Here is a 22,917-nt window from a genome sequence, read left to right on the forward strand (position 1 = left end):
AGTCTGTTGCAGCCGCCTTGCGGCCCGGTGCGGGACCACGATGCCCGACCCAGTCTTCCCACCCCGACGAGAAGGACGCCTGCGCGTGCACTCAACACCTCCGGTCAGCGTCATCATGCCGCTGCTCAACGAGGAACGGCACCTGGAGGAGGCGGTCGGCGCCGTCGTCCACCAGCGCTACCCCGGTGAGATCCAGATCGTGCTGGCCGTCGGCCCCGGTCACGACGACACCCTCGGGGTCGCCCGGCGCCTCGCCGAGCGCGATCCGCGGATCATCGTCGTCGAGAACCCGTCGGGACGGACCCCGGAGGCGCTCAACCTCGCCGTCGCCGCGGCCGACCACAACATCATCGTGCGCGTCGACGGCCACGGCTTCCTCAGTGACGGCTACATCGAGCACGCGGTGCGCGTGCTCGAGGAGACCGGAGCCGCCAACGTGGGCGGGGTCATGCTGGCCCAGGGCGTCACCGACACCGAGCGTGCCGTCGCCGTGGCGATGACCTCACCCCTCGGCGTGGGCGGCGCGCGCTTCCACACCGGAGGCGAGCCCGGTCCGGCCGACACCGTCTACCTCGGGGTCTTCCGCCGCGCGTGGCTCGAGGCCGCAGGCGGCTACGACCCGCGGTTCACCCGCGCCCAGGACTGGGAGCTCAACTACCGCATCCGCCAGGCCGGCGGAGTCGTCTGGTTCGACCCCGCCCTGACGGTGGAGTACCGCCCGCGCCCCGACCTGCGTGCGCTCGGCCGCCAGTACCGCGACTACGGCCGCTGGCGCCGCGTCGTGGCCACGCGTCACAAGGGCTCGATCAACGCCCGCTACCTCGCGCCCCCCACGGCCCTCGTCGCGGTCGCGGCCGGCCTCGTCGGAGGCCTCGTCTGGCGGCCGCTCTGGGCGATCCCCGCCGCCTACGCGGCCGGGATCGGCGTCGGGGGAGTGGCGATAGCGAGGGCGGAGAAGCCCGCGGTGGCGATGCGCGTGCCAGGGGTCCTGGCGACGATGCACATGAGCTGGGGCTGGGGCTTCCTCACCAGCAGGCCGGACCGGTTGGTCCCCGAAGGAGACGAGTCGTGATGCTGGAGCGCCTTACCCGGATCTGGGCGCAGCGGGCGATCCTGCGCACCCTGGTCCAACGCGACCTGCGTGTGCGCTACGCCCGGAGCTGGCTCGGCTACCTGTGGACGATCATCGACCCCCTGGCGATGGCCCTCATCTACTTCCTCGTCTTCGCGGTGATCTTCCAGCGCAGCGACGCCGGGCACAAGCCGTACTTCCTCTTCCTCATCGTCGGGCTCCTGCCCTGGCAGTGGTTCAACGCCTCGATCAACGAGAGCGCCCGCTCGCTCATCTCCGAGGCCAAGCTCGTCCGGTCGACGAACCTGCCGCGTGAGCTCTGGGTCGTGCGGGTGGTCATCTCCAAGGGCATCGAGTTCGTGCTCTCCCTGCCGGTGCTCTTCGCCTTCGTCGTCGTCTACGTCTTCACGGGCGAGACGAAGCTCAACTGGCGCCTCGTCCTGTTCCCGGTGGCCCTGGTCCTGCAGTTCATCTTCCAGACCGGCATCGGGCTGCTCCTCGCCCCCGCCACGGTGCTCGCCGACGACACGATCCGGGTCGTGCGGATCGTGCTGCGGATGCTCTTCTACGGCACCCCGATCATCTACACGCTCGACCGGGCGCCGCACTGGCTGCAGACCGCCCTGTGGTTCAACCCTCTGAGCGGGATCCTCGAGCTGTACCGCGCTGGTTTCTTCCCGCAACCGCTGAAGATCGCCCCGCTGGTCGTGGGAGCGCTCATGTCGATCGGGTTCCTCGTCTGGGGCGCCATCTCGTTCGCACGCATGGAGCGTGCCGTCCTGAAGGAGATCTGAGGTGGCTTCCCTCGCCGGTCAGGAGTCCAGCGCGACGAGCAACCGGGACGTCATCACGGCCGACGGGCTCGGGATCGAGTTCTACCGGTCCCGCCGTCGCAAGCTGTCGCTGCGCGAGATGGTCCTGCGCCGTGAGAACACCGCGCCCACCGAGACCTTCTGGGCCCTCAAGGACGTCTCGTTCCGGGTCGGTCCCGGCGAGGCCGTCGGGCTCGTCGGCTCCAACGGCGGCGGCAAGAGCACGCTGCTCAAGATGATCGCCGGGGTGCTGCTGCCCGACGAGGGCACGGTGAAGGTCAACGGCGGGGTGGCCCCCCTCATCGAGCTCACCGGCGGCTTCCTCGGCGAGCTGTCGGCCCGGGACAACGTCATGTTGACGGCGGGCCTGCACGGCCTCGACAAGCAGGCGATCGAAGAGCGCTTCGACGAGATCATCGACTTCGCCGGCCCGCAGGTCCGCGCCGGCCTCGACATGCCCTTCCGGCACTTCTCCTCCGGCATGCAGGTGCGTCTCGGCTTCGCGCTCATCACGACGCTCGACGAGCCGATCGTCCTCGTCGACGAGGTGCTCGCCGTCGGTGACAAGGACTTCCGCGAGAAGTGCTACGAGCGCATGGAGACACTGCTGGCCCAGGGCCGCACGCTCTTCCTCGTGTCGCACTCCGAGCCGGATCTCCGACGCTTCTGCACCCGGGGTCTCTACCTCAAGGGCGGCCGGCTCGAGGCCGACGGTTCGATGGACGACATCCTCGAGCTCTACAACGCCAAGCCGGCCTGATCCTGCCGGTCCGGCTCACGGAGCACAGGCCGCAACGGCCCCCGGGACACCGTCCCGGGGGCCGTTGCCGTCGGCTCAGGCCGTGCGCTGCGTCCCGAAGGCGCGGATGGCGTGGTCGAGCACCTCGGGCTCGACGGTCGTGACGAGGTCGGTCGTGGCCCACGAGGGCAGCGTCTCGCCGGCGGCCTCGACGACGAGCGCGCAGCCGCGGTCCCGAAGAGCCGTGAGCTGGGACTCGTCGAGCGACTCGTGACCGCGCACCTCGACGTAGGCGACGTCCGGGGTCCCGACGGCCCAGGCGAGGTCCGCGGCGTCCTCGACCACGAGGCCGAGCACCGAGACCAGCCGATCCTCACGGTAGGCACGAGCGCGCTCCCAGCCACGGGCCGCGGCGACGGAGCCGGGGAAGACGAGCACGTCGACGCCCCGCCGTCCGAGGCTGGCGAAGGTGCGCTCCACCGAGGCCTCGACGGCGAGCTCGTCGGCGATGGCGGACTCGTCCTCGAGCGGGCGCGGCGCGACGCGCGAGATGATGCCGAACCGCTTGACGAGCGCGGGCTCGGCGCACGCCTGGAGCAGCTCCTCGCTGCGCCCGTCGGCGCGCCCGACCTCGATGTGGGTGACGCCTCGCTCGATGGCCTCGGCGATGAGGGAACGCAACCGCTCAGCGCGCTCGGCCGGTCGCTCGTCGCGCGTCGCGACGTCGAAGTTGCGGGCCGAGAGCACGACCCGTGACAGGCGCCCGGCGTCGGTGCGGACGGCCGTGACCCGGGCTCCGGCCCCGTCGACGCGCTCGACGAGGCGGGTCATCAGCGTGGGCCACGGCTGTCCCACCGGATCGGACTCGCCGTCGAAGAGGCTCGAGACGCGGACGTAGTCACCGAGGACGTCGACCGTGGCCCGGTAGGCCTCGACGCCGTCGGGGCAGCCCACCGGCACGAAGAGCAGCTCACCGAGCGTGCGGCGAAGCCACGGGGTGACGTGCTCGCGGTCGTAGGAGGCGGTGGCCTGCTCGTCGGCGTCGCGGAGCGCTCGGACGGTGAAGACCTCGGCGCCGAGGCCCTCGGGGACCCGCTCGATGTCGACCCGGCCGTAGGTGTGCCCCGACGCGTCGACCGCGGCGATGAGCTCGTCGACGAGGTCGGCGTCGGCCAGCGGGTTGTCACCGGTCAGTCGCACGACCCGGTCCGTCTCGTCCAGATCGGCCGTCGCCTGCACGAAGCGCCCGAGCACGTCGTCCAGCGAACCGCGCACGACCTCGATCCCCACGGCGTGCAGGTGGCTGGCGATGCGCTCGTCGTACTGCTCGGCGCTCGTCGCGACGACGACCTCGTGTCCCGTGCGGCCCGCTCGGCGCGCCACGAGCTCGATGAGCGGCATACCGGCGATCGTGAGCATGGCCTTGCCCGGGAGGCGGGAGGAGTTGAGGCGGGACTGGATGACGACTCGGGTGCGGGGCACTGCTTCTCCTGTGCTGGGGTGGGACCGGGCTCAGGGGCCCGTGGTGACGGTCAGGCGGTGGTGCTCGATGGCGTCGGCCACCCGCTGGCGGCCGCGCCCGTCGACGAGTCGCTGTCCCCGGTCGGTCAGCTCGAGCCGAGCGGCGGGGTCCTCGACGAGACGGTGCAGTGCCTCGACCGCGGTGGAGCGGGCCGCGGGGTCGTCGCGCAGGGCGGACAGCACGCCGACGGGGACGGCCACGCCCTCGGCGGCCACCGCGTCGTAGCCGACGGCCTGGTTGTCGGTGACGCAGACGAGGGCCGCGGGCACGCCGAGGCAGAGGAACTCCCACACCGACGAGCCGGCGGCCGTGACGGCCAGGTCGCACGTGACGGCGAGGGCGGCGAGGTCCTCGACGGGTGGGACGACCTCCAGGCTCTGGCCGGGCCCCGTGTCGAGCGCCCGGAGCCGCTCGGCGATCTCGGCGCGGGCCGCGACGGCGACGACGTGGACCGGCAGCCCGGTCGCGAGCAGCAGGGGCACGACGACCGGGCCGGCGGCATACGGGTCCGTGCCACCGAAGACCGTCAGCACCCGCGTCGGTGAGCCGGGGCTCGCCGGCGTCTCGGGCGTGCGGCGCCGGCGCAGCACCTGGTCACGGAAGAGGACGAAGCCGAGACCCGTGAGGGCCACTCCCGACCGTGCCGGGTCGGCGACGGCGCCGAGGTTCTGGTCCAGGACGAGGTCGGCCTCCTGCTCGGCCCCGAACGGTCCGTCGGAGACGGCGAGCACCGTGACGCCGGCCGCCCGCAGGGCCGAGCCGCACCGGGGATCCAGGAGGTAGCCGTCGAGCACCATGACGTCGAGCCCGAGACGGGCGGCGAGGGCGGCCAGCTCGTCCGGGTCGGACGGCGCGTCGTGACGCCCGAGACCGCGCTCGCGCACCTGCTCCTCGACCCAGGGGACACCGCCGACGTCACCGACCAGGCTGACCGCGTGACCACGCGAGAGGAGCTCCTCGGCGAGCGCGAGGCAGCGGATCACGTGACCCACCCCGAGCTCGGCCCCGCCGTCGCAGCGCAGGCCGACATGAAGACGCATGCGCCCAGTGTGCCGTAGCCGGTGACGGGCCCCGGCCGCGACGCCACGGCAGAGGGCGACACGCGAATACTGTTAATCTCTCGGGTGGCGCGCTGCGCGTCGCGAGCAGGCCACCCGCAGGGATCGGTGGCCCTGTCGTCTGTTCCGACACACACGACCAGGAGGTCAAAGGGTGAGCATTCTCGAAGGGTCGTCGATCCTCGTCACAGGTGGGACCGGGTCCTTCGGCAAGGCGTTCATCCGCGAGGTGCTGGACCACCACGACCCCAAGAGGGTCATCGTCTACAGCCGCGACGAGCTGAAGCAGTGGGAAGCCCGCCAGCTCTTCAACGACGACCCCCGTCTGCGCTGGTTCATCGGCGACGTCCGCGACCTCGAGCGCCTGCGTCGGGCCATGCACGGCACCGACTACGTCGTCCACGCCGCAGCCCTCAAGCAGGTCGACACCGGCGAGTACAACCCGCACGAGTTCGTCAAGACCAACGTCCTCGGCAGCCAGAACGTCATCGAGGCGTCCATCGACGCCGGCGTCAAGAAGGTCGTCGCGCTCTCGACCGACAAGGCGAGCTCCCCGATCAACCTCTACGGCGCGACCAAGCTGACGGCCGACAAGCTCTTCATCCTCGGCAACCACTACGCGGCGCAGTACCCCTCGCGTTTCGCCGTGGTGCGCTACGGCAACGTGACCGGCTCGCGCGGCTCGATCATCCCCAAGTTCCGAGCCCTGCACGAGGCGGGGGAGTCGCTGCCCATCACCGACCTGCGGTGCACGCGCTTCCTCATCACGCTGCCCGAGGCCGTGCAGATGGTCCTCGACACCTTCGAGCTCATGCAGGGTGGCGAGCTCGTCGTCCCGCACATCCCCTCGCACCTCGTCACCGACCTCGCGCAGGCGATCGCGCCGGGCGCCAAGATGCACGACATCGGCCTGCGCCCCGGCGAGAAGCTGCACGAGGAGATGATCAGCCCCGAGGAGGGTCGCCGCGCCATCATGATCATGGACGGCAAGTACTACGTCCTCGAGCCCGAGCTCGCGACGTGGGGCTACAAGCCGCGCACCGACGGCACGCCCGTCCCCGAGGGCTTCCACTGCGCCTCCGACAAGAACGACCTCTGGATCGGTGCCGACGAGATCCGCGAGATGCTCGAGGCGGGTATCTGAGTTGATCCCCTACGGACGCCAGTCGGTCAACGAGGACGACGTCGAGGCGGTGGCGCAGGTCCTCCGCGGTGACTGGCTCACCACGGGCCCGACGGTCACGGCCTTCGAGCACGAGCTCGAGAGTCTCACCGGAGCCACCCGGTGCGTCAGCGCGACGAGCGGCACCGCCGCCCTGCACATCGCGTATGCCGCAGCCGGCGTCGGTCCCGGGGACGAGGTCGTCACGACGCCGATGACCTTCGTCGCGACCGCATCGTGCGCGGTGGCCCTCGGGGCCAAGGTGCGCTTCGTCGACGTCGAGGAGGACACCGCCAACATCGACCCGGTGGCCCTCGACGCGTCCGTCACCGACCGGACCAAGGTCATCGCCGGCGTCGACTACGCCGGTCACCCCATCGAGATCGACGCGATCAACGAGACGGCACGCCGCGTCGGTGCGCTCGTCGTCGAGGACGCGGCGCACTCGATCGGCTCGACGTACAAGGGCCGGCCCGTGGGGTCGCTGGCCGACCTCACGACCTTCTCGTTCTTCCCGACGAAGAACATGACGACGGCCGAGGGCGGCGCCGTCGCCACCCTCGACGCCGAGCTCGGCGAGCGGGCGCACCGCTTCCACTTCATCGGGCTGGTCCGCGACCGGGACGCGATGCGCTACCCCGACGAGGGCCCGTGGCACCAGGAGGTGCACGAGTACGGCCTCAACTACCGCCTGCCCGACGTGCTCGCGGCGCTGGGCCTCAGCCAGCTGAAGCGCCTCGCGTCGTTCAAGGCGCGCCGGGCCGCGATCTTCGCCCGCTACCAGGAGGGCCTCGCCGGTGTCGACGGGATCCGTCTGCCGACCCAGCGTGAGCACGTCGACCCGATCTGGCACCTCTACCCGCTGCGCGTCCTCGACGGCCGCCGCCGCCAGGTGTTCGACTCGATGCGCGCCGCCGGGGTGGGCGTCCAGGTCAACTACATCCCCGTCTACTGGCACCCGCTCTTCGAGGACATGGGCTTCACGCGCGGCATGTGCCCCAACGCCGAGCAGTTCTACGCCGAGGAGCTGTCGCTGCCGATGCACGCCGAGCTGACCGACGCCCACGTCGACCAGGTCATCGACGCCGTCCGCGCCGCCGTCGGAGGCTGATCCCGTGCACCACGCGAACCACTTCTACGGTCACGCGCACATCATGGCCCGCTACGTCGGCCTCGAGGCGCCGCCCCGCATCTGGGGCTACCTCCAGCACGGGTGGAACATGCACGACGGCTTCGCCGTCGGGACCGTCTTCACCCCGCAGTACCCCAAGTTCGTCTGGTCCGAGGCCTGCGCCCGGCGTGGCTGGGCCGCGGGCCTGCGCAACTACATGGTCGTCGCCGCCCCGTGGCTCTACCTCCTCGAGCTCGAGCGGCAGAAGGAGTGGCTCGCCACGGCCGAGCCGCCCACCGGGACGATCGTCTACCCGTTCCACGGGTGGGAGGGCCAGCAGGTCCTCGGCAGCCACACGGCATACATCGAGGAGGTGAAGGCCGCCGAGGGCGACGTGCCCATCACGGTGTGCCTCCACTGGAACGAGTACGACAACCCCAAGGTGCGCCGCGAGTACGAGGACGCCGGCGTGCGCGTCGTGACCCACGGACAGCGCGGTTACCTGTGGCAGGACACCGACGTCGCGTTCCTCTACCGCCAGCTGCACGAGATGCGTGGACACCGGCGCGTCGTCAGCAACCGGATGAGCAGCGCGATCCTGTATGCCGCGTCGGCCGGTGTCGAGGTCGGGGTCTACGGCGACCCCATGGCCCTCGAGTCCGACCACGCGGTGCTCGGTGGCGTCGGCAAGCCCCGACGGATCTGGCCGGAGATGCACCAGTTCTCCGTCCCGATGGACTATGCCGCGGACGTCGCCAACCGCGAGCTCGGCGCCGACGAGATGCTCCTGCCCGAGGAGGTCATCGACGCGTTCGGGTGGGCCGACGAGATCGCCAAGCCCGGTCCGCCCCCGCCGGCCCCGCCGCTCGAGGTCGACATGTCCGTCTTCACGCGCCGTCGGCGCAGGAGCCACCGCTCGGAGAGCCACCGTGCGCCGGGTGCGGAGGAGCCCTCGAGCCTCCTCGGCTCGATCGACGTCACCGTCGAGGACGACCAGGACCACGGCAAGCACGCCGAGACCAAGTCCGAGAGCCGTGACCGGGACCAGCGCACCGGTGGGGCGGAGCCGACCGGCGATGCCGCCGTGCCCTCGGTGGGCAACCCGGAGGGCAGCTCGGTCTCCACCGACGAGTCCTGAGGCCCAGGACGAGGAAGGGCCCCCGACGCGACATCGCGTCGGGGGCCCTTTCCCGTCGGGCTGGTGGACTCAGACGAGGTCCCAGGACATCGGCGTGCCGCGCTCGACGTCGCGGGTGAACCGCTTGGACTCGACGAGCGAGAAGGCGTCCGGGGCCAGGCCGTTGGCGGGGCGGATGGACCGCACGTTGGCCGCGGTCACGGGGTCACCGGCCTTGACGTCCTCGACGACGAAGAGCGAGCGGCGGAAGCGCAGGCCCTCGCGCTCGGCCTCACGAGCGCCGATGCGCGGCTCGCCGAGCGCCTGCCAGGCGACCTTGGTCTCGCGGACCAGTGCGGCGAGCTCGTCCGGCTCGAGCGAGAAGGCCGAGTCGACGCCGCCCTCCTCGCGGGACATCGTGACGTGCTTCTCGACGAGGACCGATCCGAAGGCGACCGAGGCGACGGCCGCGCCGATGCCCATCGTGTGGTCCGACAGGCCCACCGGGACGCCGAAGGCCTCGCGCATGACGGGGATGCCGCGCAGGTTGGACGAGGCGGGGTCGGCCGGGTAGCTGACGGTGCAGGAGAGCAGCATGACCTGGCGGTTGCCGGTGGAGTGTGCCGCCTCGACGGCGGCCGCGATCTCGCCGACCGACGCCATCCCCGTCGAGATGATGAGCGGCTTGCCGGTGCGGGCGGCGAGACGGATGAGGGGGAGGTCGACGATCTCCGACGACGCGATCTTGTAGGCCGGCACGTCGAGGCTCTCGAGGAACTCGACCGCGGTCGGGTCGAAGGGGCTCGAGAAGGCGAGCAGGCCGAGCTCACGTGCCAGGTCGAAGATCGGCTCGTGCCACTCCCACGGGGTGTGGGCCTCCTCGTACAGCTCGTAGAGCCGGCGCGAGCCCCACAGCTCGTGGTCCTCGGAGAGGCGGAACTCGGGCTTGTCGACGTCGATGGTGATCGTGTCGGCGGTGTATGTCTGGAGCTTGATCGCGTGGGCGCCGGCCTCGGCCGCCATCCGGACGATCTCGAGGGCCTTGTCCAGGCTGCCGTCGTGGTTGCCCGACATCTCCGCGATGATGAACGGCGGCGCGTCGGGTCCGACGGGCACGCCGCCGATCGTCAGGGACGTCGTGGCTGGTGTTTCGACCGGGGTGCTCATCTGTCGTTCAGTCCTTCGTGGCTCGAACCCGCAGCACGGGTGTCGGGGTGCCGTCGATGTCGTGGGTGTAACGCTCGATCTCCTCGAAACCATTGCGTCTGTTGAACCGTCGCACGGCCTCGTTGGCCTCGAGGACCTCGCCCTCGAGGGTCGTCAGGCCGAGCTCGTCGAAGGCGAGTCGCTTGGCCTGGCGCTGGATCTCGATCCAGGCGGGGAGCAGCTCGCCGCGCTCCTTGAGGCCCTCGTTGTCGAGGTAGTAGCCCCACCAGGCGCTACCGGCCTCGCGGTCGATGTCGAAGTAGGTCACGACCCCGGACGGGACGTCGTGGCGCACGTAGATCCAGATCTCGCGGGCGTCGGTCTCGCGCGTCGCCGCCCAGAAGGCGGCATGCTCCTCGTCGGTGATCTCGTGCTGCGTCAGCGACACGGCACGCACCTCGGGGTGGTTGCGCCAGCGGAGCACGTCCGCGCTGTCGGCATCGGTTGCGGGACGGAGCATCTGACCTCCTCATGAGGACGCCGCGGGCACCATGGGGCCGCGGCGGTCGGTGGGGGATTCGTTGTTAGACTACCGGACGCCCCATCCCCCCAGCCCAAGGCGGAAACATGAGCGCACTGAGCCGTGACGCGATCCGGACGATGATGGCCGAGGTCCTTCAGGCCCAGGGCAAGTCGATGCCTGAGAGCGACTCCGCGAACCTCGAGGAGATCGGCTTCCGTTCCCTCGACTTCTCCGAGCTCGCCCTGCGTGTCGAGGACGAGATCGGCGACGAGCTGAACTTCGACGCACCCGAGCTGCGCCAGATCGCGACGATCTCCGACGTGCTCGACTTCCTCGAGCAGCTCCAGGCCGCGTGAGCGCGGGAGCTGGCGGTCTCGCCGGCGCCGCCAACCGGATCATCACCCGCGGCTTCGACGGCCGCTGGGACCAGCTCGAGGCGATGCAGCTGCCGGCCGCGTCGGCCGTCGCCGTCGGCGACAACCACGACGCTGCCCGCGCCGTGTGGGCCGCGGCCACGGGTGACCTCGAGGTGCTCGTCGCCTCGCGGTCCCGCCTGACGCCGGACCTCGCCGAGGGGCTGCGCGACGCCGGCCTCGCGGTCGTCGACGGTGACCGCGTCGACGCTCCGACGACGGCCCGCGACGCGACGCCCGGTCGGGTCTGGCTCCTGACGAGCGGCAGCACGGGCCGCCCGAAGCAGGTGGCGCACACCCTGGCCTCGCTCACCACCGTGGCCGGCGACCAGCCCCGGCGCACCTGGCTGTGTCCCTACGCCCACGGCGCGTACGCGTGGTGGCAGGTCGTGACGCTGAGCATCGCCCACCCGGGCCAGGACGTGCTCTTCATCGAGCCCGACGAGCTCGACACGTGGCCGGCACGGGCCCTCGAGGTCGGCGTCACTGCCGCCTCGGGCACTCCGACGTTCTGGCGCCAGGCGCTCTACCGCGACCCCGACAGCGTCGCCGCCCTGCCCCTCGAGCAGGTCACCCTCGGCGGCGAGCCCGTCGACCAGGCGATCCTGACCCGCCTGACCGAGATGTTCCCCGCGGCGCGCGTCTCGTGGATCTACGCCTCGAGCGAGGCCGGGGCCACCATCGCCGTCCACGACGGGCGGGCCGGCTTCCCGCAGGAGTGGCTCGGCCGCGAGATGGAGGGCCGGGCCACGCTGACCGTCGACGACGGTGAGCTGCTCATCGCCTCGCCCAAGCGCGGCGAGGGCATCGACCGGGTGCTCCGCACCGGCGACCGGGTCGAGGTCGTCGACGGCCGAGTGCTCATCACCGGCCGCATCGCCTCCGACGAGATCAACGTCGGCGGCGCGAAGGCGTCGGCCTCGGCCGTGCGCGACGTCCTCCAGGCCCACCCGGCCGTGGCCTGGGCCTCGGTGCGCGGCCGCAAGGCCCCCATCGTCGGCAGCATGGTGACGGCCGACGTCGTGCTCTCCGGCGAGGCCACCACCGCGGAGCTGACGGCCTGGTGCTCGGAACGGCTCCCGGACTACTCCGTGCCCCGTCGGGTGCGGTTCCTCGACCAGATCCCGATCAAGGAGACCCTGAAAAGCGATGTCTGACAAGACCGAACCCATCGGCCCCGCAACGGTCGTCGTCGTCTCGGGCGGCTCGCGCGGGCTCGGCCTCGCGATCGTCGAGGACATCCTCGCCCAGGGCGCCAAGGTCGCGGCCTTCGCGCGCACCGTCACCCCCGAGCTCGAGGCCGTGGCCGCCGCACATCCCGACCGCGTGGTCGCCGCGTCGGTCGACGTCACCGACGTCAAGGCCGTCAACGCGTTCCTCAAGGAGGCGGAGTCCCGCCTCGGCCCGATCGACGCGCTCGTCAACAACGCCGCCATGGGCCAGGACAGCCTCCACGTGCACACCTCGCCGGAGCACATCGCGCGGATCATCGAGACCAACCTGACGGCGCCGCTGCTGCTCGCCCGGGCGGTCCTGCGTCGGATCATGGCCAAGGGCAACCGCGGGCGCATCGTCATGGTGACGTCCGTCTGCGCCCAGCGCGGCTACTCCGGCCTCGTCGCCTACTCCGCGACGAAGGGCGGCCTCGACAGCGCCATGCGCACGCTGGCCCGCGAGATGCACGGTCGGGTCCTCGTCAACAGCGTCGCTCCCGGCTTCTTCGCCTCCGAGATGAGCTCGGTGCTCGGCCAGACGCAGCTCGACACGATCACCCGTCGCACGCCTTCGAACCGGCTCGTCGAGCCCGAGAACATCGTGCCGGTCGTCAACACGCTGCTCTTCCAGGACACCAACATCAACGGCCAGGTCATCACGGTCGACGGCGGCAACAGCATCTGATGCAGGCGCGGGCGGACCTGCTCTCGCGAGCGGTCCGCGAGCACCCCGTCGTCATCGAGGCCCGGGACGGGCACCGGTGCGACGGGGGCACCCACTCCCACCTGGCCGACGGCCGGGTGGTCTGCTGGGTCCTGCCCGCGGCCGGGCTCCGCGACGCCGACGACGTATGCGTGGACGACCTCCCTGCTGCCCGCGCGGTCGATGCGGAGCTGTCCCGTCAAGCCGTTCCTCCGACGGTGGCGGCCCGGTGGCAGGCCGGGGGAGAGGCACTGGACGCGCAACGGTTCTGGGACCGGTGGTGCGCCACCGAGGTCCTCGCCAAGCTCGCCGACGTCCCGATGGTCGTGCTCGTGGGCGGCCCGCCCGTCACGTCGAGTCCCGTCCGACGCCACGGCGTCGAGGTGCACTGGCTCGTCCGCCGCGTGGCGGACGTGGTGGTGGCCCAGGGGTTGTCGTGGGCCACCACCACCGACGTCACTTGAGGACGCGCGCCGCCAGCTGTCGTGCCTTGTTCATCGCGCCGGGCGGCAGGGCCTCCTGCGCCGTCGACTTCGCGACGGAGACCGCCTTCTCGGTGGCGATGCGACGCGGGGCCCGCAAGGCCTCGACCGCGCGGTAGGTCAGGGTCTCCTCGTAGCGCTCGATGACCTTCTCGAGCCGCCGGATGTAGCGGTCACGGTGCCGGAGGGTGCCCTCGAGCCAGGCGACCTGACCCTGCTTCTCGCGCAGCTCGCGCGAGATGACGCGGTGGTGGGTGAGCAGCTCACGGAAACCGACCTCGTCGGGGGCCGGCAGGTCGCGGGCGTACTCGCCCTGCTCGAGGTTGCGCGAGAGCAGCTCGTCGAGGTCCTCGGGGCGTCCGGCGACCGTCGAGGCGACCTCGGCCTCGATGCGCGCGACGCGGGCGATGACCGCGTGGGTGACGGTGAGCCCCGTCATCGACGCCAGGGTGACCGTCAGCTCGTCGGGCGTCACGGACGGGCGCCACGGGTGCGGCGAGCCGGAGGCGAGCAGCCGCCGCGCGAAGTCGCGCAGGCCCCGGACGAGGGCGTCCTCGGCGGACACGATGCCGGTGCGGCGCCAGGACGCGTCGGCCATCGTGAGCCGGTCGCCCTGGACGAGGGTGTTGGCCGGGGTGGCGAAGTAGCGGCGCTCCGCCGTCTGCCTCGTCCACACGGTCGGGTCAGCCAGCCACGCGGCATACCGCTTCACCCGGCTGCGGATGGCGGCGTGGCGTCGCGTCGCGCAGGCCTGCCGCAGCTCGAGCTCGAAGGAACGACCGCCGTAGGAGGGGATGAGGCTGCGGGACAGCTTGCCCTCGCTGATCTCGTCGTCGGCACGCGGGCGTGCCCACGCCAGGGTCTCGGTGTCGTCCTGGGAGACCACCGCGACGGTGCTCCACGGGTTGTCGGTCTCACGCTCGGCCGACACGATCGCCGGGTAGGCCGGCACCTCGGTCGCGGCCGCGCCCTTCGTGGCGAGCACCACCCAGGCGGGGGCGAGCTCGTCGAGCATGCCGGCGTCGACGATGCGCTGCAGCACGGCCCGGGGCTCGCGCAGCATCGGGGTCGTCGAGAAGTGCTCGTCCATGGCCTGGCCCGCGCGGACGCCGACGCGGTCGCGCACCCGCTCGTGCTGCACGGCGTCGTCGCGGACGAGGAGGCTGTGCTGGTCGACGGAGGGCAGCGCGGCGAAGGTCGCCTCGGCGTGCAGGCCCTGCTGCTCGAGGAGGGTCGAGCGCTCCCGGGCGAAGACGTGCCGCGGGCTGAAGCCGGCCGCCCCGACGTACCAGCCGGCGTCGGACTCGAGCGTCTCGTCGGGCAGCGCCGAGACGAGGTCGGTGAAGCCCATCTCGTTGGCGAGGTCGACGACGATGCGACCGCCCTCGTCGAGCAGGGCCGCGAGCCGCGCCACGGTCTCGGCCTCGGTGAGCCCCCGGGAGTCGGGACCGAGCAGGCGCGCGGGGCCGCCGAGCGCCACGATGAGGTCGTAGGTGTGCCCCGGGGAGAAGACGTCGAGACCGCCGCAGTAGATGTCGGAGCTCTCGTGCAGCCCCGCACGGTCGCCGAGGATGCGGGCGTCGGGCAGTGCGCGGACGAGCAGGTCGACCCGCACGTCGGTGGGAACCGCGTCGACGAGCAGGCCCGCACGCGGACCGGCCAGCAGCACCCGTCGCGGACGCTGCGCGGAGATCGCCGTCCGGACCACCTCGCGCACCGCCAGCGGGGTCTCCAGCGTCTCGAGGTCGGACCACATCAGCATGTCGCCGACAAGGATGCGTGCTCCGGAGATGGCGTCGCGCTGGACGTCCTGGTCGCTCACGTGGGCGGTCAACTCGTGGTCCTCTCGTGGTGGGTCCCCGGAGCCACGGCAGAGCCGGTCCGGATGACCTGACTACAATAGCGATGCCGTGCAGGAGCGGGCGCACGACCGATCGGCACCCGACCCGCCGCATGCCCACCCAGACCCTCCGGGGCCAGACGACTGCAGGAGCGACGATGCCGGCGCTGACCACCGTGGGCGCTGTCGTCCTGTCGATGGGGGACCGTCCCACCGAGCTCGCCAAGGCGCTCGACACGCTCCTCGCCCAGGAGGGCGTCGACCTCGACGTCGTGCTCGTCGGCAACGGTTGGGAGCCGCGCGGACTGCCTGACGGTGTCCGCACGGTCCACCTGCCCGAGAACGTCGGCATCCCCGAGGGGCGCAACGTGGGCGCCCGCGAGGTGCGCGGCGAGATCCTCTTCTTCTACGACGACGACGCCTTCCTGCCCACGACCGACGTGCTCGCCCGCCTCGCGGCCGAGTACGCCCTCGACGACCGCGTCGCCGTCGTCCAGCCGCGCGGCTGCGACCCCGACGGACGCCCCACCCCCCGGCGCTGGGTGCCCCGGCTGCGGGCCGAGCAGGGCGGCGCCGGGGGAGAGGTCGTCGTCTTCTGGGAGGGCGTCTGCACGATCCGCCGGGCCGCCTTCGAGTCGGTCGGCGGCTGGCCCGGCCACTTCTGGTACGGCCACGAGGGCATCGATCTCGCCTTCCGCCTCGTCGACGCCGGCTGGCGTCTGCTCTACCGGCCCGACGTCGTCGTCAACCACCCGGCCACCCAGCCGACGCGGCACGCGGTCTACTACCGGATGAACGCCCGCAACCGGGTCTGGGTCGCCAAGCGCAACCTGCCGCACCCGGTGGCCGAGGTCTACGTCGGCGTCTGGTCGGCCATCACCGTGGCCCGGGTGCGCGACCGCGAGAAGCTCGGCGTGTGGTTCCACGGCCTCCGGGAGGGGGTGCGCACCGACGCGGGGCCGCGCCGCCCCATGTCGTGGCGGACCGCCTGGCGCCTCACCCGTGCTGGGAGGCCGCCGGTTGTCTGACGCCGCCGACACCTCGGACCTCGTCCTGACCGGGGTGCGGTCCCGCTCGCACCTCGTCTACGCGTCGTCCTACCTGCGCCACGTGCTCGAGACGCGCACCGGCCCGGTGCGCCTGACCGTCCTGCCGACGGGCGACGCGTTCGGCGACGGGCCGGCGGCGGAGGCAGCGGTCCGGGACCTGCTCGTCGAGGACCCGCGCCTGCTCGTGCGTTTCGCGGACTCGGCCGAGGTCGTCGCCGGCCTTCCCCCGAGCGCTCGCCTCCTCTGCGTCGGGGCGCCCTCCGTCCGCGTCTGGACGACGTTCGTCCGCACCCACCGGGGGCGGCCTCCCCGCGTCACCGTCATCGACGAGGGTCTCGGTTCGTTCGGCACCTGGGCCACGCGCCGCAGGGCCTACCGCCGCGAGGGCGGAGGCGAACCCCGCTCGACCGTGCGGGCGGTCGCGGTCGCGTCGGGCGCGAGGTGGCTCACCGACGAGCGCTGGTCGCTCTACGCCAGGGACGGGCGTGGCTGGCGCGTCGACGAGCGCGTCGCCCGCGAGTTCCGCCACCGACTCGAGGGGGCGCCCCCGCCCCCCGGCACGGCCGTCTACCTCACGCAGCCCTGGGCGGCGCTCGGGCTGCTGTCCCAGACCGCCTACGCGGCCCACCTCGCGGCGGTGCGCGAGGCCGTGGCGTCCGTGGGCCTGTCGCTCGTGCTGCGGCCGCACCCCTGGGAGCAGCCGGAGTCGTATGCCGGGTTCGACCTCGTGCACGGACGAACCCCGGCCGAGCTCGACCGCCACGTCGTCGCCGCCGGCCTCGTGCTCGGGGGCAACAGCACGGCGCTGCTCAACCTCGCAGCCGTGCACCACACTCCCGCGGCCCGGGTCATGGTCCCCGAGCTGGCGTCCCTGGACGCCGCCCTCGGGAGCGGCCAGCGCACCCTGCTCGACTCCTTCCTGCCCCCGGCCGTCCCCGTCGAGGAGCTGGCCCGGACCCTTCGCGTGGGGGGTCGGGGCACCGCGCCCCTGTAGGATCCGTGGGTGCCTGACAGCGAGACACGCCCCGAGGCGGGCGCAGACGTGAGTGCCCCGTCGGCGGCCGGACCGGTCTCGACCGCCCCTGAGGTCCCTGAGGCCCCTGCGGCCCCAGAAGCACCAGAGGCCCCGCAGGCTCCGGGCGGCATGCAGGGCCCGCAGGGACCGCTCTTTCGCATCATCAAGGACCAGCGGGTGCTCTTCCTCATGGTCGGCGGCGTCAACACCGTCGTGGGCACGCTGTGGTTCGTGCTCTTCGACTCGCTCCTCGGCCACCGCTGGAACGGGTGGGGCCACTACCCGGCCCTCGTGCTGACGTACGTCTTCTCGATCCTCTGCGCCTTCGTGCTCTACCGGAAGCTCGTCTTCCGCGTGCACGGCCACGTGTGGCGCGACCTCGTGCGGTTCGCCTCGGTGTACGTCCTGGCGTTCTTCATCAACCTCGCGCTGCTCGCGCTGCTCGTCAACGGGCTGCACTGGCCCGCCATCGTCTCGCAGTTCATCATCGTCTTCGTCACCACGGCGCTGAGCTGGTTCGGTCACAGCTCCTTCTCCTTCCGCCGCTCCGGTGACGGGGAGGCCTGAGCCGCACGCCGCAAGACCTCGGCGGCCCACCACACGGGCCGACGACCCCCGCCGTCCAGCTAGAGAGGTGCCCGTGCCTGCCCACGTGTCGATCGTCGTCCCCACGTACAACAACGCCGACTTCGTCGAGGAGACCATCCGGTCGATCCTCGCCCAGACGTACACCGACTTCGAGCTCGTCATCGCCGACCACACGAGCACCGACGGGACCTGGGACAAGCTGCAGCAGTTCGCCGACGAGCCCCGCGTCACGCTCCTGCAGACTCCTGCAGGCGGCGGCGCCCCGGCCAACTGGGGCCGGGTCACCGAGGCAGCGACCGGCGACTACCTCAAGCTCGTCTGCGGCGACGACCTGCTGGAGCCCACCTGCATCGAGCAGCAGGTGGCCGTCCTCGACGCGCACCCCGACGTCGTGCTGACGAGCTGCCGGCGCACCCTCGTCGACGCGCGCGGCGAGCAGTTCACCTCCGCGCGCGGGCTCGCGGGTCTCGAGGGCGTCGTCCCCGGCCGCGACGCAGCACGCCGGGCCGTCATCTCCGGCACCAACATCTTCGGTGAGCCCGCCTGCGTCATGATGCGCCGCGACGCCCTCGAGCGTGCGGGCGGGTGGGCCGACACCGAGCCCTACGTCATCGACCAGCAGACCTTCTGCAACGTCCTCATGCTGGGCGACTTCTACGCGATCCCGATCGCCCTGGCGAGCTTCCGGCTCAGCATGGGCCAGTGGAGCGTCAACCTCGCCCGCAAGCAGTCGGCGCAGGTCGTCGACTTCCACCACCGACTGGCGGAGCAGAACGCGGGGCTGCTGTCCAGGGCGGACCTCGTGCGCGGTGACACGCTCGCCCGCGGCATGGCCTACGTGCGTCGGGGCGCCTACCTGTGGCTCGGCCGCAAGATGCACCCCGAGGCCCAGGCCGAGGCCGCGGTCCCCACCGACCGTTGACGGCCCGCGTGCGCGCCGGCGGTCCGGCGTCCGGTGCGAAGGGCTGCCTCCCGCACCGGCTACCCTCTAGGTCGTGACCCCACTCCACGCGCCGGGACCCACCCGGATCTCCGTCGTCACCCCCGTCTACCAGGGGGAGCGCACGCTGCCCGTCCTGGCCGAGGAGATTGCTGCGCTCGCCACGACGCAGACCAGTCCCGAGGGGCACGAGTGGGTCGTGGCGGAGTGGCTCCTCGTCTTCGACAATGGCCCCGACGGCTCGGCCGACGTCATGGCCTCCCTCGCCGAGGCGTACCCGTTCGTGCGGCCGATCTGGCTCAGCCGCAACTTCGGCCAGCACGCGGCGACCCTGGCCGGTATGGCCTCGAGCGGCGGGGACTGGATCGTGACGCTCGACGAGGACGGTCAGCACGACCCGCGTGACATCGGCGTCTTCATCGACGTCGCGATGCGTGAGCAGGCCCAGCTCGTCTACGCCGAGCCGACCAACCCGGCGCCGCACGGCGCGCTGCGCAACCTCACCTCGAGGGGCGCCAAGTGGTTCTTCTCGATCTTCCTCGCCGGCGGCTCGGTCACGACGTTCCAGAGCTACCGGCTCGTCCTCGGTGAGCTCGGGCGCAGCGTCGCGGCGTATGCCGGCGCCGGCGTCTACCTCGACGTCGCCCTCGGGTGGGTGGTCGGCCGCCACGCCCACGCCCCCGTCGCCCTGCGCAGCGAGGGCGAGGAGCGGCGGTCGGGCTACAACCTGCGTCGGCTGCTCTCGCACTTCTGGCGCCTCGTGCTCTCGAGCGGCACCCGGGCGCTGCGGCTCGTGAGCGTCCTCGGGGCGATCTTCGCGGTCGCCGGGGTGGTCTTCGCCATCTACGTCGTCATCGCGACGGCACTCGGAGCCCAGACGCCGGTCGGCTGGACCTCGACCATGGTCGTCGCCCTGCTCGGCACCGGCGCCATCCTGCTCTCGCTCGGCGTCATCGCCGAGTACCTCGGCGTGGCCGTCGGCATGGCGATGGGACGTCCTCCGTACCTCATCACGAGCGATCCCCAGAACGGCCCGCTGGCACGTCGACCCGGTCGCCGTTGACGATGACGTCCACCGGGCCGCGCCCGCCCGTCTCGTGGGTCGTCGGGGCGAACGGCTTGCTGGGACAGCATGTCCGGGCGGCGCTCACGCGACGCGGGCTCGTGCATCTCAGCCCTCCCATCCCCTGGAGCGCGCCCGACGAGGCCGAGGCCGCGCTGGCCGGTGCGGCGGCGCGCCTCGTGGCGGCCGCCGACGGCGGGCCGTGGCAGGTGTTCTGGTGCGCGGGTGCGGGAGTGACCGGCACGTCGTTCGACCGGTTCGTCACCGAGAACCGCATGCTGCGCACCGCGCTCGAGGCGCTGGCCGAGGCGAACGGTCCCGACCGGTCGGGTGACGACGGCAACGCGGTGTTCGTCGCCTCGTCGGCGGGGGGTCTCTACGCCGGTTCGCCGAGCGCGCCGTTCGACGAGTTCTCCCCGGTGGTCCCGCTCTCGGACTACGGCCGGGCCAAGCAGGAGGCCGAGCACATCGCCACCGACTGGGCCGTCCAGGCCCCGGCGCGTGTGCTCGTCGGCCGCATCGCCAATCTCTACGGCCCCGGTCAGGACCTCGCGAAGCCCCAGGGTCTCGTCTCGCAGCTCTGTGCCGCCTACCTCGACCGGCGTCCGACCCAGATCTGGGTATCGCTCGACACCCTGCGCGACTACCTCTTCGCCCCGGACGCCGGCGAGATGGTCGTCGACGCCATGACCCGGCTGCGGCACGGCCCGCTGCCCGAGGGTGTCGCAGACGGCGGCGTCGTGACGAAGATCTTCGCCACGCAGCGCGCCATCACCATCGGTGCGGTGCTGGCCGAGCTGCGCCGGATCTTCCGTCGTCGTCCGGCGACCGTGCTCGGCGCCAGCCCGACGTCGTCGCAGCAGGGGCAGGACCTGCGTCTCGTGTCGCGCGTGTGGCCCGAGCTGGACCGCCGGACGTTGACGCCGTTCCCGGCGGGGGTGCAGGCCACGCTGGCCGACCTCCAGCTGCGGATGCAGTCCACCGGCCGAGCTCGTCCCTGAGGGCGCGTCCCGACCCGGGGCGGCCGACCAGGGACCGCGGGGACGGGGAGCGGGTCAGCGCAGCTTGTAGACCGACACGGTGCCCGACTGGAAGACCTTCGTCGTCAGGGACGACAGGGCGGGGGAGACCGCGCCCGCCTGTGTGTCGGCGACGAGCCAGCGCACCCCCCGGTCGCGGACGGCGCCGAGGGTGCTCGCGTCGGGGCGGGTGAACGCGGCCTGGTTGAGTGCGTAGAGTGCCGGGTCGTCGTAGCCCTTGTGGGCCGCGGCCCCGGGCAGGTAGGCCCAGCCCTCGAGGAGCACCCGGCGGCCGCCGAGACCCGAGATCCACCACTCGCGGGCGTTGCAGGTGGTGCCGGTGCCCGAGAGGCAGTGGTCGTTGGTGGCCATGACGTCGTAGAGCGGCACGTGGCCCTCGATCCAGGCCGCGGCCAGGTCCTGCGAGAGCAGGTGCGGGTTGGAGGTCGTCGGCGCCTTGCTGTGCAGGCGGAGCAGCCCCACCGACCCGGTGACGAGGAGCGGCGCGACGACCGCGCAGGCCGCGACCGGCATGAGCCAGTCCCGACCGCGGCGACGCAGCACGAGGGCGGCCACGAGGATGGCGAGCAGGACCACGGCGCAGACCGCCACCTGCCCGACGAAGGTCCACAGCTGCGCGGCCTGCGCCGCACGACCGACCGGTCGGACCCGGCCCGGCAGCGCGACGGCGGCGACCGCGGTCAGGACCCCCACGACGGCGAAGGTGGCGGCCGCGGCTCTGGCTCGCGTGCGTGAGTCGCCGACGAGCTCCCCGATGCTCCACGCCCAGAGCGCCGAGCCGAAGGGGATGGCGCCGAAGACGAAGTAGAACTGGCTGTAGCCGCCGTGGGCGATGACGAAGAACGGAAGGAACGGCGCCAGGCACAGGCCGGACAGCAGCCAGGCGGCCAGGTCGGTGCGCAGGGCCCGCTGGAAGAAGGGGATGAAGCCGGCGAGCAGACGGCCGTAGGTGAGCAGCGCGATGAGCACCAGCGCCACGAGCAGGACGGGGCCCACGCCCGGGGTGTGCACGAGACCGTCGAGCACCGGCGCGCCGAGGTTCGGTCGCGCCGTGACGATCTCGCGGTAGGGCGAGAAGAGGGACAGGGCCGAGAAGAGCTGGTAGCCCGACCCCGCGTCCCCGCCGGCCACGAACGCGAACGCGATGGCGGTCAGGACCGCCAGGACGACGCCGGACCCGATGAGGAGCAGACGGTTGCGGCGCAGGACGAGGGCGGCGAGGAAGGCGACCCCGACGCCGCCGAGCACGACCGGGAGAGCCGAGCTCTTGCTTCCGCTCGTGGCCAGGGCGGCGATGGCGGCCACGGCGAGGGTGCCCGCCGCGGGTCGACCGTCGGCCCTGACGAGGTCGACGAGCGTGATGACGAGCAGGAGCGCGAGGACCGTCGAGAACACCTGCGAGGGGGACAGGGGGTTGAGGTGGTTGCTCGCGTTGAGCAGGCCGGGCCAGAAGGTGTAGCCGAGCGTGGGGACCACGAACCAGCCGGCGAGCGCCCCGACCCAGGGGCGACCGGACACCCGGTGGGCGAGGACCGCGGTGAGCAGCACGACGAGGACGACGATGGGCAGGACCCACAGTCGCAGGAAGACGACGGCCACGTCGCTGCCGGTCATCATCGACGAGGCGGCGATGTGCGCGTTGGAGAACCAGTGGTAGCGCAGCGTCCCGTCAGCGATCGACTGCGGCGTGAGCAGGGGCACGGAGCGGGTGGCCTCGTGCACCAGACCCATGTGCCACATGAGGTCGGGGTAGTAGGGCGCACCTGCCGGCGGAAGGGGGTAGTCGACCATGTAGCCGCGGTAGACGAGCAGCACCATGAGCATGCAGGCCAGCCCGAGGGCCACGCCGGCCCACGGGCCCCACGACTGCGTCGGGCGCGCGAGGATCCGCCGACGGGTGCCGCGGACGAGGAGCAGCGGCAGGGTCAGGACGGGCCAGGCCCACAGGGCCTGCTGCAGGTGCAGGGCCGTGAAGACGGCCCAGGCCGCCAGCTCGAGCGCCAGCCCCGTCGCCGCACCGAGGGCGAGGTCGGCCACCCACGTCGTCCGCGGGCCGCGCAGGCTGCGGTGGACGATGGTGCCGGGGGCGAGCACGCCGAGCACGACGTAGGCCACCTGCTTGGCGATGTCCGTGCCGGGGGTGTGCGACGCCGCGGCCACGGCGATCGCGGTGACGAGCACCGCGGCCGTCATGACGGGCGGCACGAGCCGGTGCAGCACCGGCGTTGCCCCCAAGGTCGTCTCGGTGGAGGTGGGGGCGGGTGACGGCATACGGGCGAGAATAGTTGACCGACCTCAGGCCCCCGAG

The 22,917-nt window shown here is 72.1% G+C and carries 22 protein-coding genes; 16 read left to right on the plus strand and 6 right to left on the minus strand.

Going from position 1 to position 22,917, the window contains the following annotated elements; translation table 11 throughout:
• Positions 1-115 precede the first annotated feature (115 nt).
• Genes TAE01_RS13925 through TAE01_RS13935 form a run of 3 tightly spaced genes read left to right on the plus strand, consistent with a single transcriptional unit; the run spans position 116 to position 2,644 of the window.
• Complete coding sequence (locus tag TAE01_RS13925) at positions 116-1,072, plus strand: glycosyltransferase family 2 protein (protein ID WP_371860839.1); 957 nt, start codon at positions 116-118, stop codon at positions 1,070-1,072.
• Entirely contained in the window at positions 1,072-1,866 is a 795-nt protein-coding gene (locus tag TAE01_RS13930; RefSeq protein WP_147067421.1) for an ABC transporter permease, read from the plus strand. The genes TAE01_RS13925 and TAE01_RS13930 overlap by 1 nt, the downstream gene beginning before the upstream one ends.
• Before the next feature lies 1 nt (position 1,867).
• Positions 1,868-2,644: an ABC transporter ATP-binding protein gene (locus TAE01_RS13935; protein WP_246111353.1), complete on the plus strand. Its 777-nt coding sequence runs from the start codon at positions 1,868-1,870 to the stop codon at positions 2,642-2,644.
• A gap of 75 nt (positions 2,645-2,719) precedes the next feature.
• Here TAE01_RS13935 and TAE01_RS13940 read toward each other — a convergent pair whose 3' ends face one another.
• Positions 2,720-4,105 carry a cytidylyltransferase domain-containing protein gene (locus tag TAE01_RS13940; protein ID WP_147067422.1) on the minus strand — a complete coding sequence of 462 codons (1,386 nt, stop codon included), beginning with the start codon at positions 4,103-4,105 and terminating at the stop codon, positions 2,720-2,722.
• A 30-nt stretch (positions 4,106-4,135) separates the two neighbouring features.
• Positions 4,136-5,185, minus strand: a complete 1,050-nt coding sequence (locus TAE01_RS13945; protein WP_147067423.1) for a PseG/SpsG family protein — start codon at positions 5,183-5,185, stop codon at positions 4,136-4,138.
• Positions 5,186-5,357: 172 nt separating this feature from the next.
• Here TAE01_RS13945 and pseB point away from each other — a divergent pair, with 172 nt between their 5' ends.
• The 3 genes from pseB to TAE01_RS13960 are packed head-to-tail and all read left to right on the plus strand — an operon-like array spanning position 5,358 to position 8,614.
• Positions 5,358-6,347, plus strand: a complete 990-nt coding sequence (pseB, locus tag TAE01_RS13950; RefSeq protein ID WP_147067424.1) for a UDP-N-acetylglucosamine 4,6-dehydratase (inverting) — start codon at positions 5,358-5,360, stop codon at positions 6,345-6,347.
• A 1-nt stretch (position 6,348) separates the two neighbouring features.
• A complete protein-coding gene (gene pseC, locus TAE01_RS13955; protein WP_147067425.1) occupies positions 6,349-7,476 on the plus strand; it encodes a UDP-4-amino-4,6-dideoxy-N-acetyl-beta-L-altrosamine transaminase in 1,128 nt (375 codons plus the stop codon).
• A gap of 4 nt (positions 7,477-7,480) precedes the next feature.
• On the plus strand, positions 7,481-8,614 hold the full coding sequence (locus TAE01_RS13960; protein WP_186815212.1) for a hypothetical protein: 1,134 nt from the start codon (positions 7,481-7,483) through the stop codon (positions 8,612-8,614).
• Positions 8,615-8,683: 69 nt separating this feature from the next.
• Here the strand turns inward: TAE01_RS13960 and pseI are convergent, their stop codons facing one another.
• Complete coding sequence (gene pseI / locus TAE01_RS13965; RefSeq protein WP_147067426.1) at positions 8,684-9,760, minus strand: pseudaminic acid synthase; 1,077 nt, start codon at positions 9,758-9,760, stop codon at positions 8,684-8,686.
• Between the two features lie 7 nt (positions 9,761-9,767).
• Positions 9,768-10,259 (minus strand): UDP-4-amino-4,6-dideoxy-N-acetyl-beta-L-altrosamine N-acetyltransferase, encoded by a 492-nt coding sequence (gene pseH, locus TAE01_RS13970; RefSeq protein ID WP_147067427.1) that lies wholly within the window; start codon positions 10,257-10,259, stop codon positions 9,768-9,770.
• A gap of 107 nt (positions 10,260-10,366) precedes the next feature.
• On the opposite strand from pseH, the gene TAE01_RS13975 reads away from it, so the two are divergent.
• From TAE01_RS13975 to TAE01_RS13990, 4 genes are read left to right on the plus strand one after another with little or no spacing between them, the layout of a single operon-like run.
• Complete coding sequence (locus tag TAE01_RS13975) at positions 10,367-10,618, plus strand: acyl carrier protein (RefSeq protein WP_147067428.1); 252 nt, start codon at positions 10,367-10,369, stop codon at positions 10,616-10,618.
• On the plus strand, positions 10,615-11,832 hold the full coding sequence (locus tag TAE01_RS13980) for an AMP-binding protein (RefSeq protein ID WP_246111354.1): 1,218 nt from the start codon (positions 10,615-10,617) through the stop codon (positions 11,830-11,832). The genes TAE01_RS13975 and TAE01_RS13980 overlap by 4 nt, the downstream gene beginning before the upstream one ends.
• Positions 11,825-12,574, plus strand: a complete 750-nt coding sequence (locus TAE01_RS13985) for an SDR family NAD(P)-dependent oxidoreductase (RefSeq protein WP_147067429.1) — start codon at positions 11,825-11,827, stop codon at positions 12,572-12,574. Before TAE01_RS13980 ends, TAE01_RS13985 begins: the two co-directional genes overlap by 8 nt.
• Complete coding sequence (locus TAE01_RS13990) at positions 12,574-13,056, plus strand: hypothetical protein (RefSeq protein WP_147067430.1); 483 nt, start codon at positions 12,574-12,576, stop codon at positions 13,054-13,056. Before TAE01_RS13985 ends, TAE01_RS13990 begins: the two co-directional genes overlap by 1 nt.
• Here TAE01_RS13990 and TAE01_RS13995 read toward each other — a convergent pair.
• Complete coding sequence (locus TAE01_RS13995; RefSeq protein ID WP_147067431.1) at positions 13,049-14,908, minus strand: hypothetical protein; 1,860 nt, start codon at positions 14,906-14,908, stop codon at positions 13,049-13,051. The genes TAE01_RS13990 and TAE01_RS13995 overlap by 8 nt on opposite strands.
• Before the next feature lie 119 nt (positions 14,909-15,027).
• Between TAE01_RS13995 and TAE01_RS14000 the strand changes: the two genes are divergently transcribed.
• The 6 genes from TAE01_RS14000 (at position 15,028) to TAE01_RS14025 (ending at position 20,570) form a co-directional block, all read left to right on the plus strand.
• Positions 15,028-15,942, plus strand: a complete 915-nt coding sequence (locus TAE01_RS14000) for a glycosyltransferase family 2 protein (protein ID WP_246111355.1) — start codon at positions 15,028-15,030, stop codon at positions 15,940-15,942.
• A complete protein-coding gene (locus TAE01_RS20575) occupies positions 15,935-16,957 on the plus strand; it encodes a hypothetical protein (protein WP_186815214.1) in 1,023 nt (340 codons plus the stop codon). Before TAE01_RS14000 ends, TAE01_RS20575 begins: the two co-directional genes overlap by 8 nt.
• Before the next feature lie 150 nt (positions 16,958-17,107).
• On the plus strand, positions 17,108-17,545 hold the full coding sequence (locus TAE01_RS14010) for a GtrA family protein (RefSeq protein ID WP_147067432.1): 438 nt from the start codon (positions 17,108-17,110) through the stop codon (positions 17,543-17,545).
• A 73-nt stretch (positions 17,546-17,618) separates the two neighbouring features.
• A complete protein-coding gene (locus TAE01_RS14015; RefSeq protein WP_147067433.1) occupies positions 17,619-18,488 on the plus strand; it encodes a glycosyltransferase family 2 protein in 870 nt (289 codons plus the stop codon).
• A 73-nt stretch (positions 18,489-18,561) separates the two neighbouring features.
• Positions 18,562-19,569, plus strand: a complete 1,008-nt coding sequence (locus TAE01_RS14020; RefSeq protein WP_222594134.1) for a glycosyltransferase — start codon at positions 18,562-18,564, stop codon at positions 19,567-19,569.
• 2 nt (positions 19,570-19,571) lie between these two features.
• The gene (locus TAE01_RS14025; RefSeq protein ID WP_147067434.1) at positions 19,572-20,570 is read left to right on the plus strand and encodes an NAD-dependent epimerase/dehydratase family protein; all 999 of its coding nucleotides are present in this window, start codon (positions 19,572-19,574) and stop codon (positions 20,568-20,570) included.
• 54 nt (positions 20,571-20,624) lie between these two features.
• Here the strand turns inward: TAE01_RS14025 and TAE01_RS14030 are convergent, their stop codons facing one another.
• On the minus strand, positions 20,625-22,880 hold the full coding sequence (locus tag TAE01_RS14030; protein ID WP_147067435.1) for a hypothetical protein: 2,256 nt from the start codon (positions 22,878-22,880) through the stop codon (positions 20,625-20,627).
• Positions 22,881-22,917: the final 37 nt, after the last annotated feature.

This window comes from Terrabacter aerolatus (assembly GCF_007991735.1).
Lineage (GTDB): Bacteria > Actinomycetota > Actinomycetes > Actinomycetales > Dermatophilaceae > Terrabacter > Terrabacter aerolatus.

Excerpts from the sequence above, each read along its gene's own strand:
- pseI (WP_147067426.1), bottom strand. The coding sequence starts at position 9,760 with ATGAGCACCCCGGTCGAAACACCAGCCACGACGTCCCTGACGATCGGC.
- TAE01_RS13925 (WP_371860839.1), top strand. The coding sequence starts at position 116 with ATGCCGCTGCTCAACGAGGAACGGCACCTGGAGGAGGCGGTCGGCGCC.
- TAE01_RS13975 (WP_147067428.1), top strand. The coding sequence starts at position 10,367 with ATGAGCGCACTGAGCCGTGACGCGATCCGGACGATGATGGCCGAGGTC.
- TAE01_RS14030 (WP_147067435.1), bottom strand. The coding sequence starts at position 22,880 with ATGCCGTCACCCGCCCCCACCTCCACCGAGACGACCTTGGGGGCAACG.
- TAE01_RS14000 (WP_246111355.1), top strand. The coding sequence starts at position 15,028 with ATGCCCACCCAGACCCTCCGGGGCCAGACGACTGCAGGAGCGACGATG.
- TAE01_RS13990 (WP_147067430.1), top strand. The coding sequence starts at position 12,574 with ATGCAGGCGCGGGCGGACCTGCTCTCGCGAGCGGTCCGCGAGCACCCC.
- TAE01_RS13945 (WP_147067423.1), bottom strand. The coding sequence starts at position 5,185 with ATGCGTCTTCATGTCGGCCTGCGCTGCGACGGCGGGGCCGAGCTCGGG.
- TAE01_RS13930 (WP_147067421.1), top strand. The coding sequence starts at position 1,072 with ATGCTGGAGCGCCTTACCCGGATCTGGGCGCAGCGGGCGATCCTGCGC.
- pseH (WP_147067427.1), bottom strand. The coding sequence starts at position 10,259 with ATGCTCCGTCCCGCAACCGATGCCGACAGCGCGGACGTGCTCCGCTGG.
- TAE01_RS14025 (WP_147067434.1), top strand. The coding sequence starts at position 19,572 with ATGACGTCCACCGGGCCGCGCCCGCCCGTCTCGTGGGTCGTCGGGGCG.
- TAE01_RS13985 (WP_147067429.1), top strand. The coding sequence starts at position 11,825 with ATGTCTGACAAGACCGAACCCATCGGCCCCGCAACGGTCGTCGTCGTC.
- TAE01_RS14010 (WP_147067432.1), top strand. The coding sequence starts at position 17,108 with ATGCAGGGCCCGCAGGGACCGCTCTTTCGCATCATCAAGGACCAGCGG.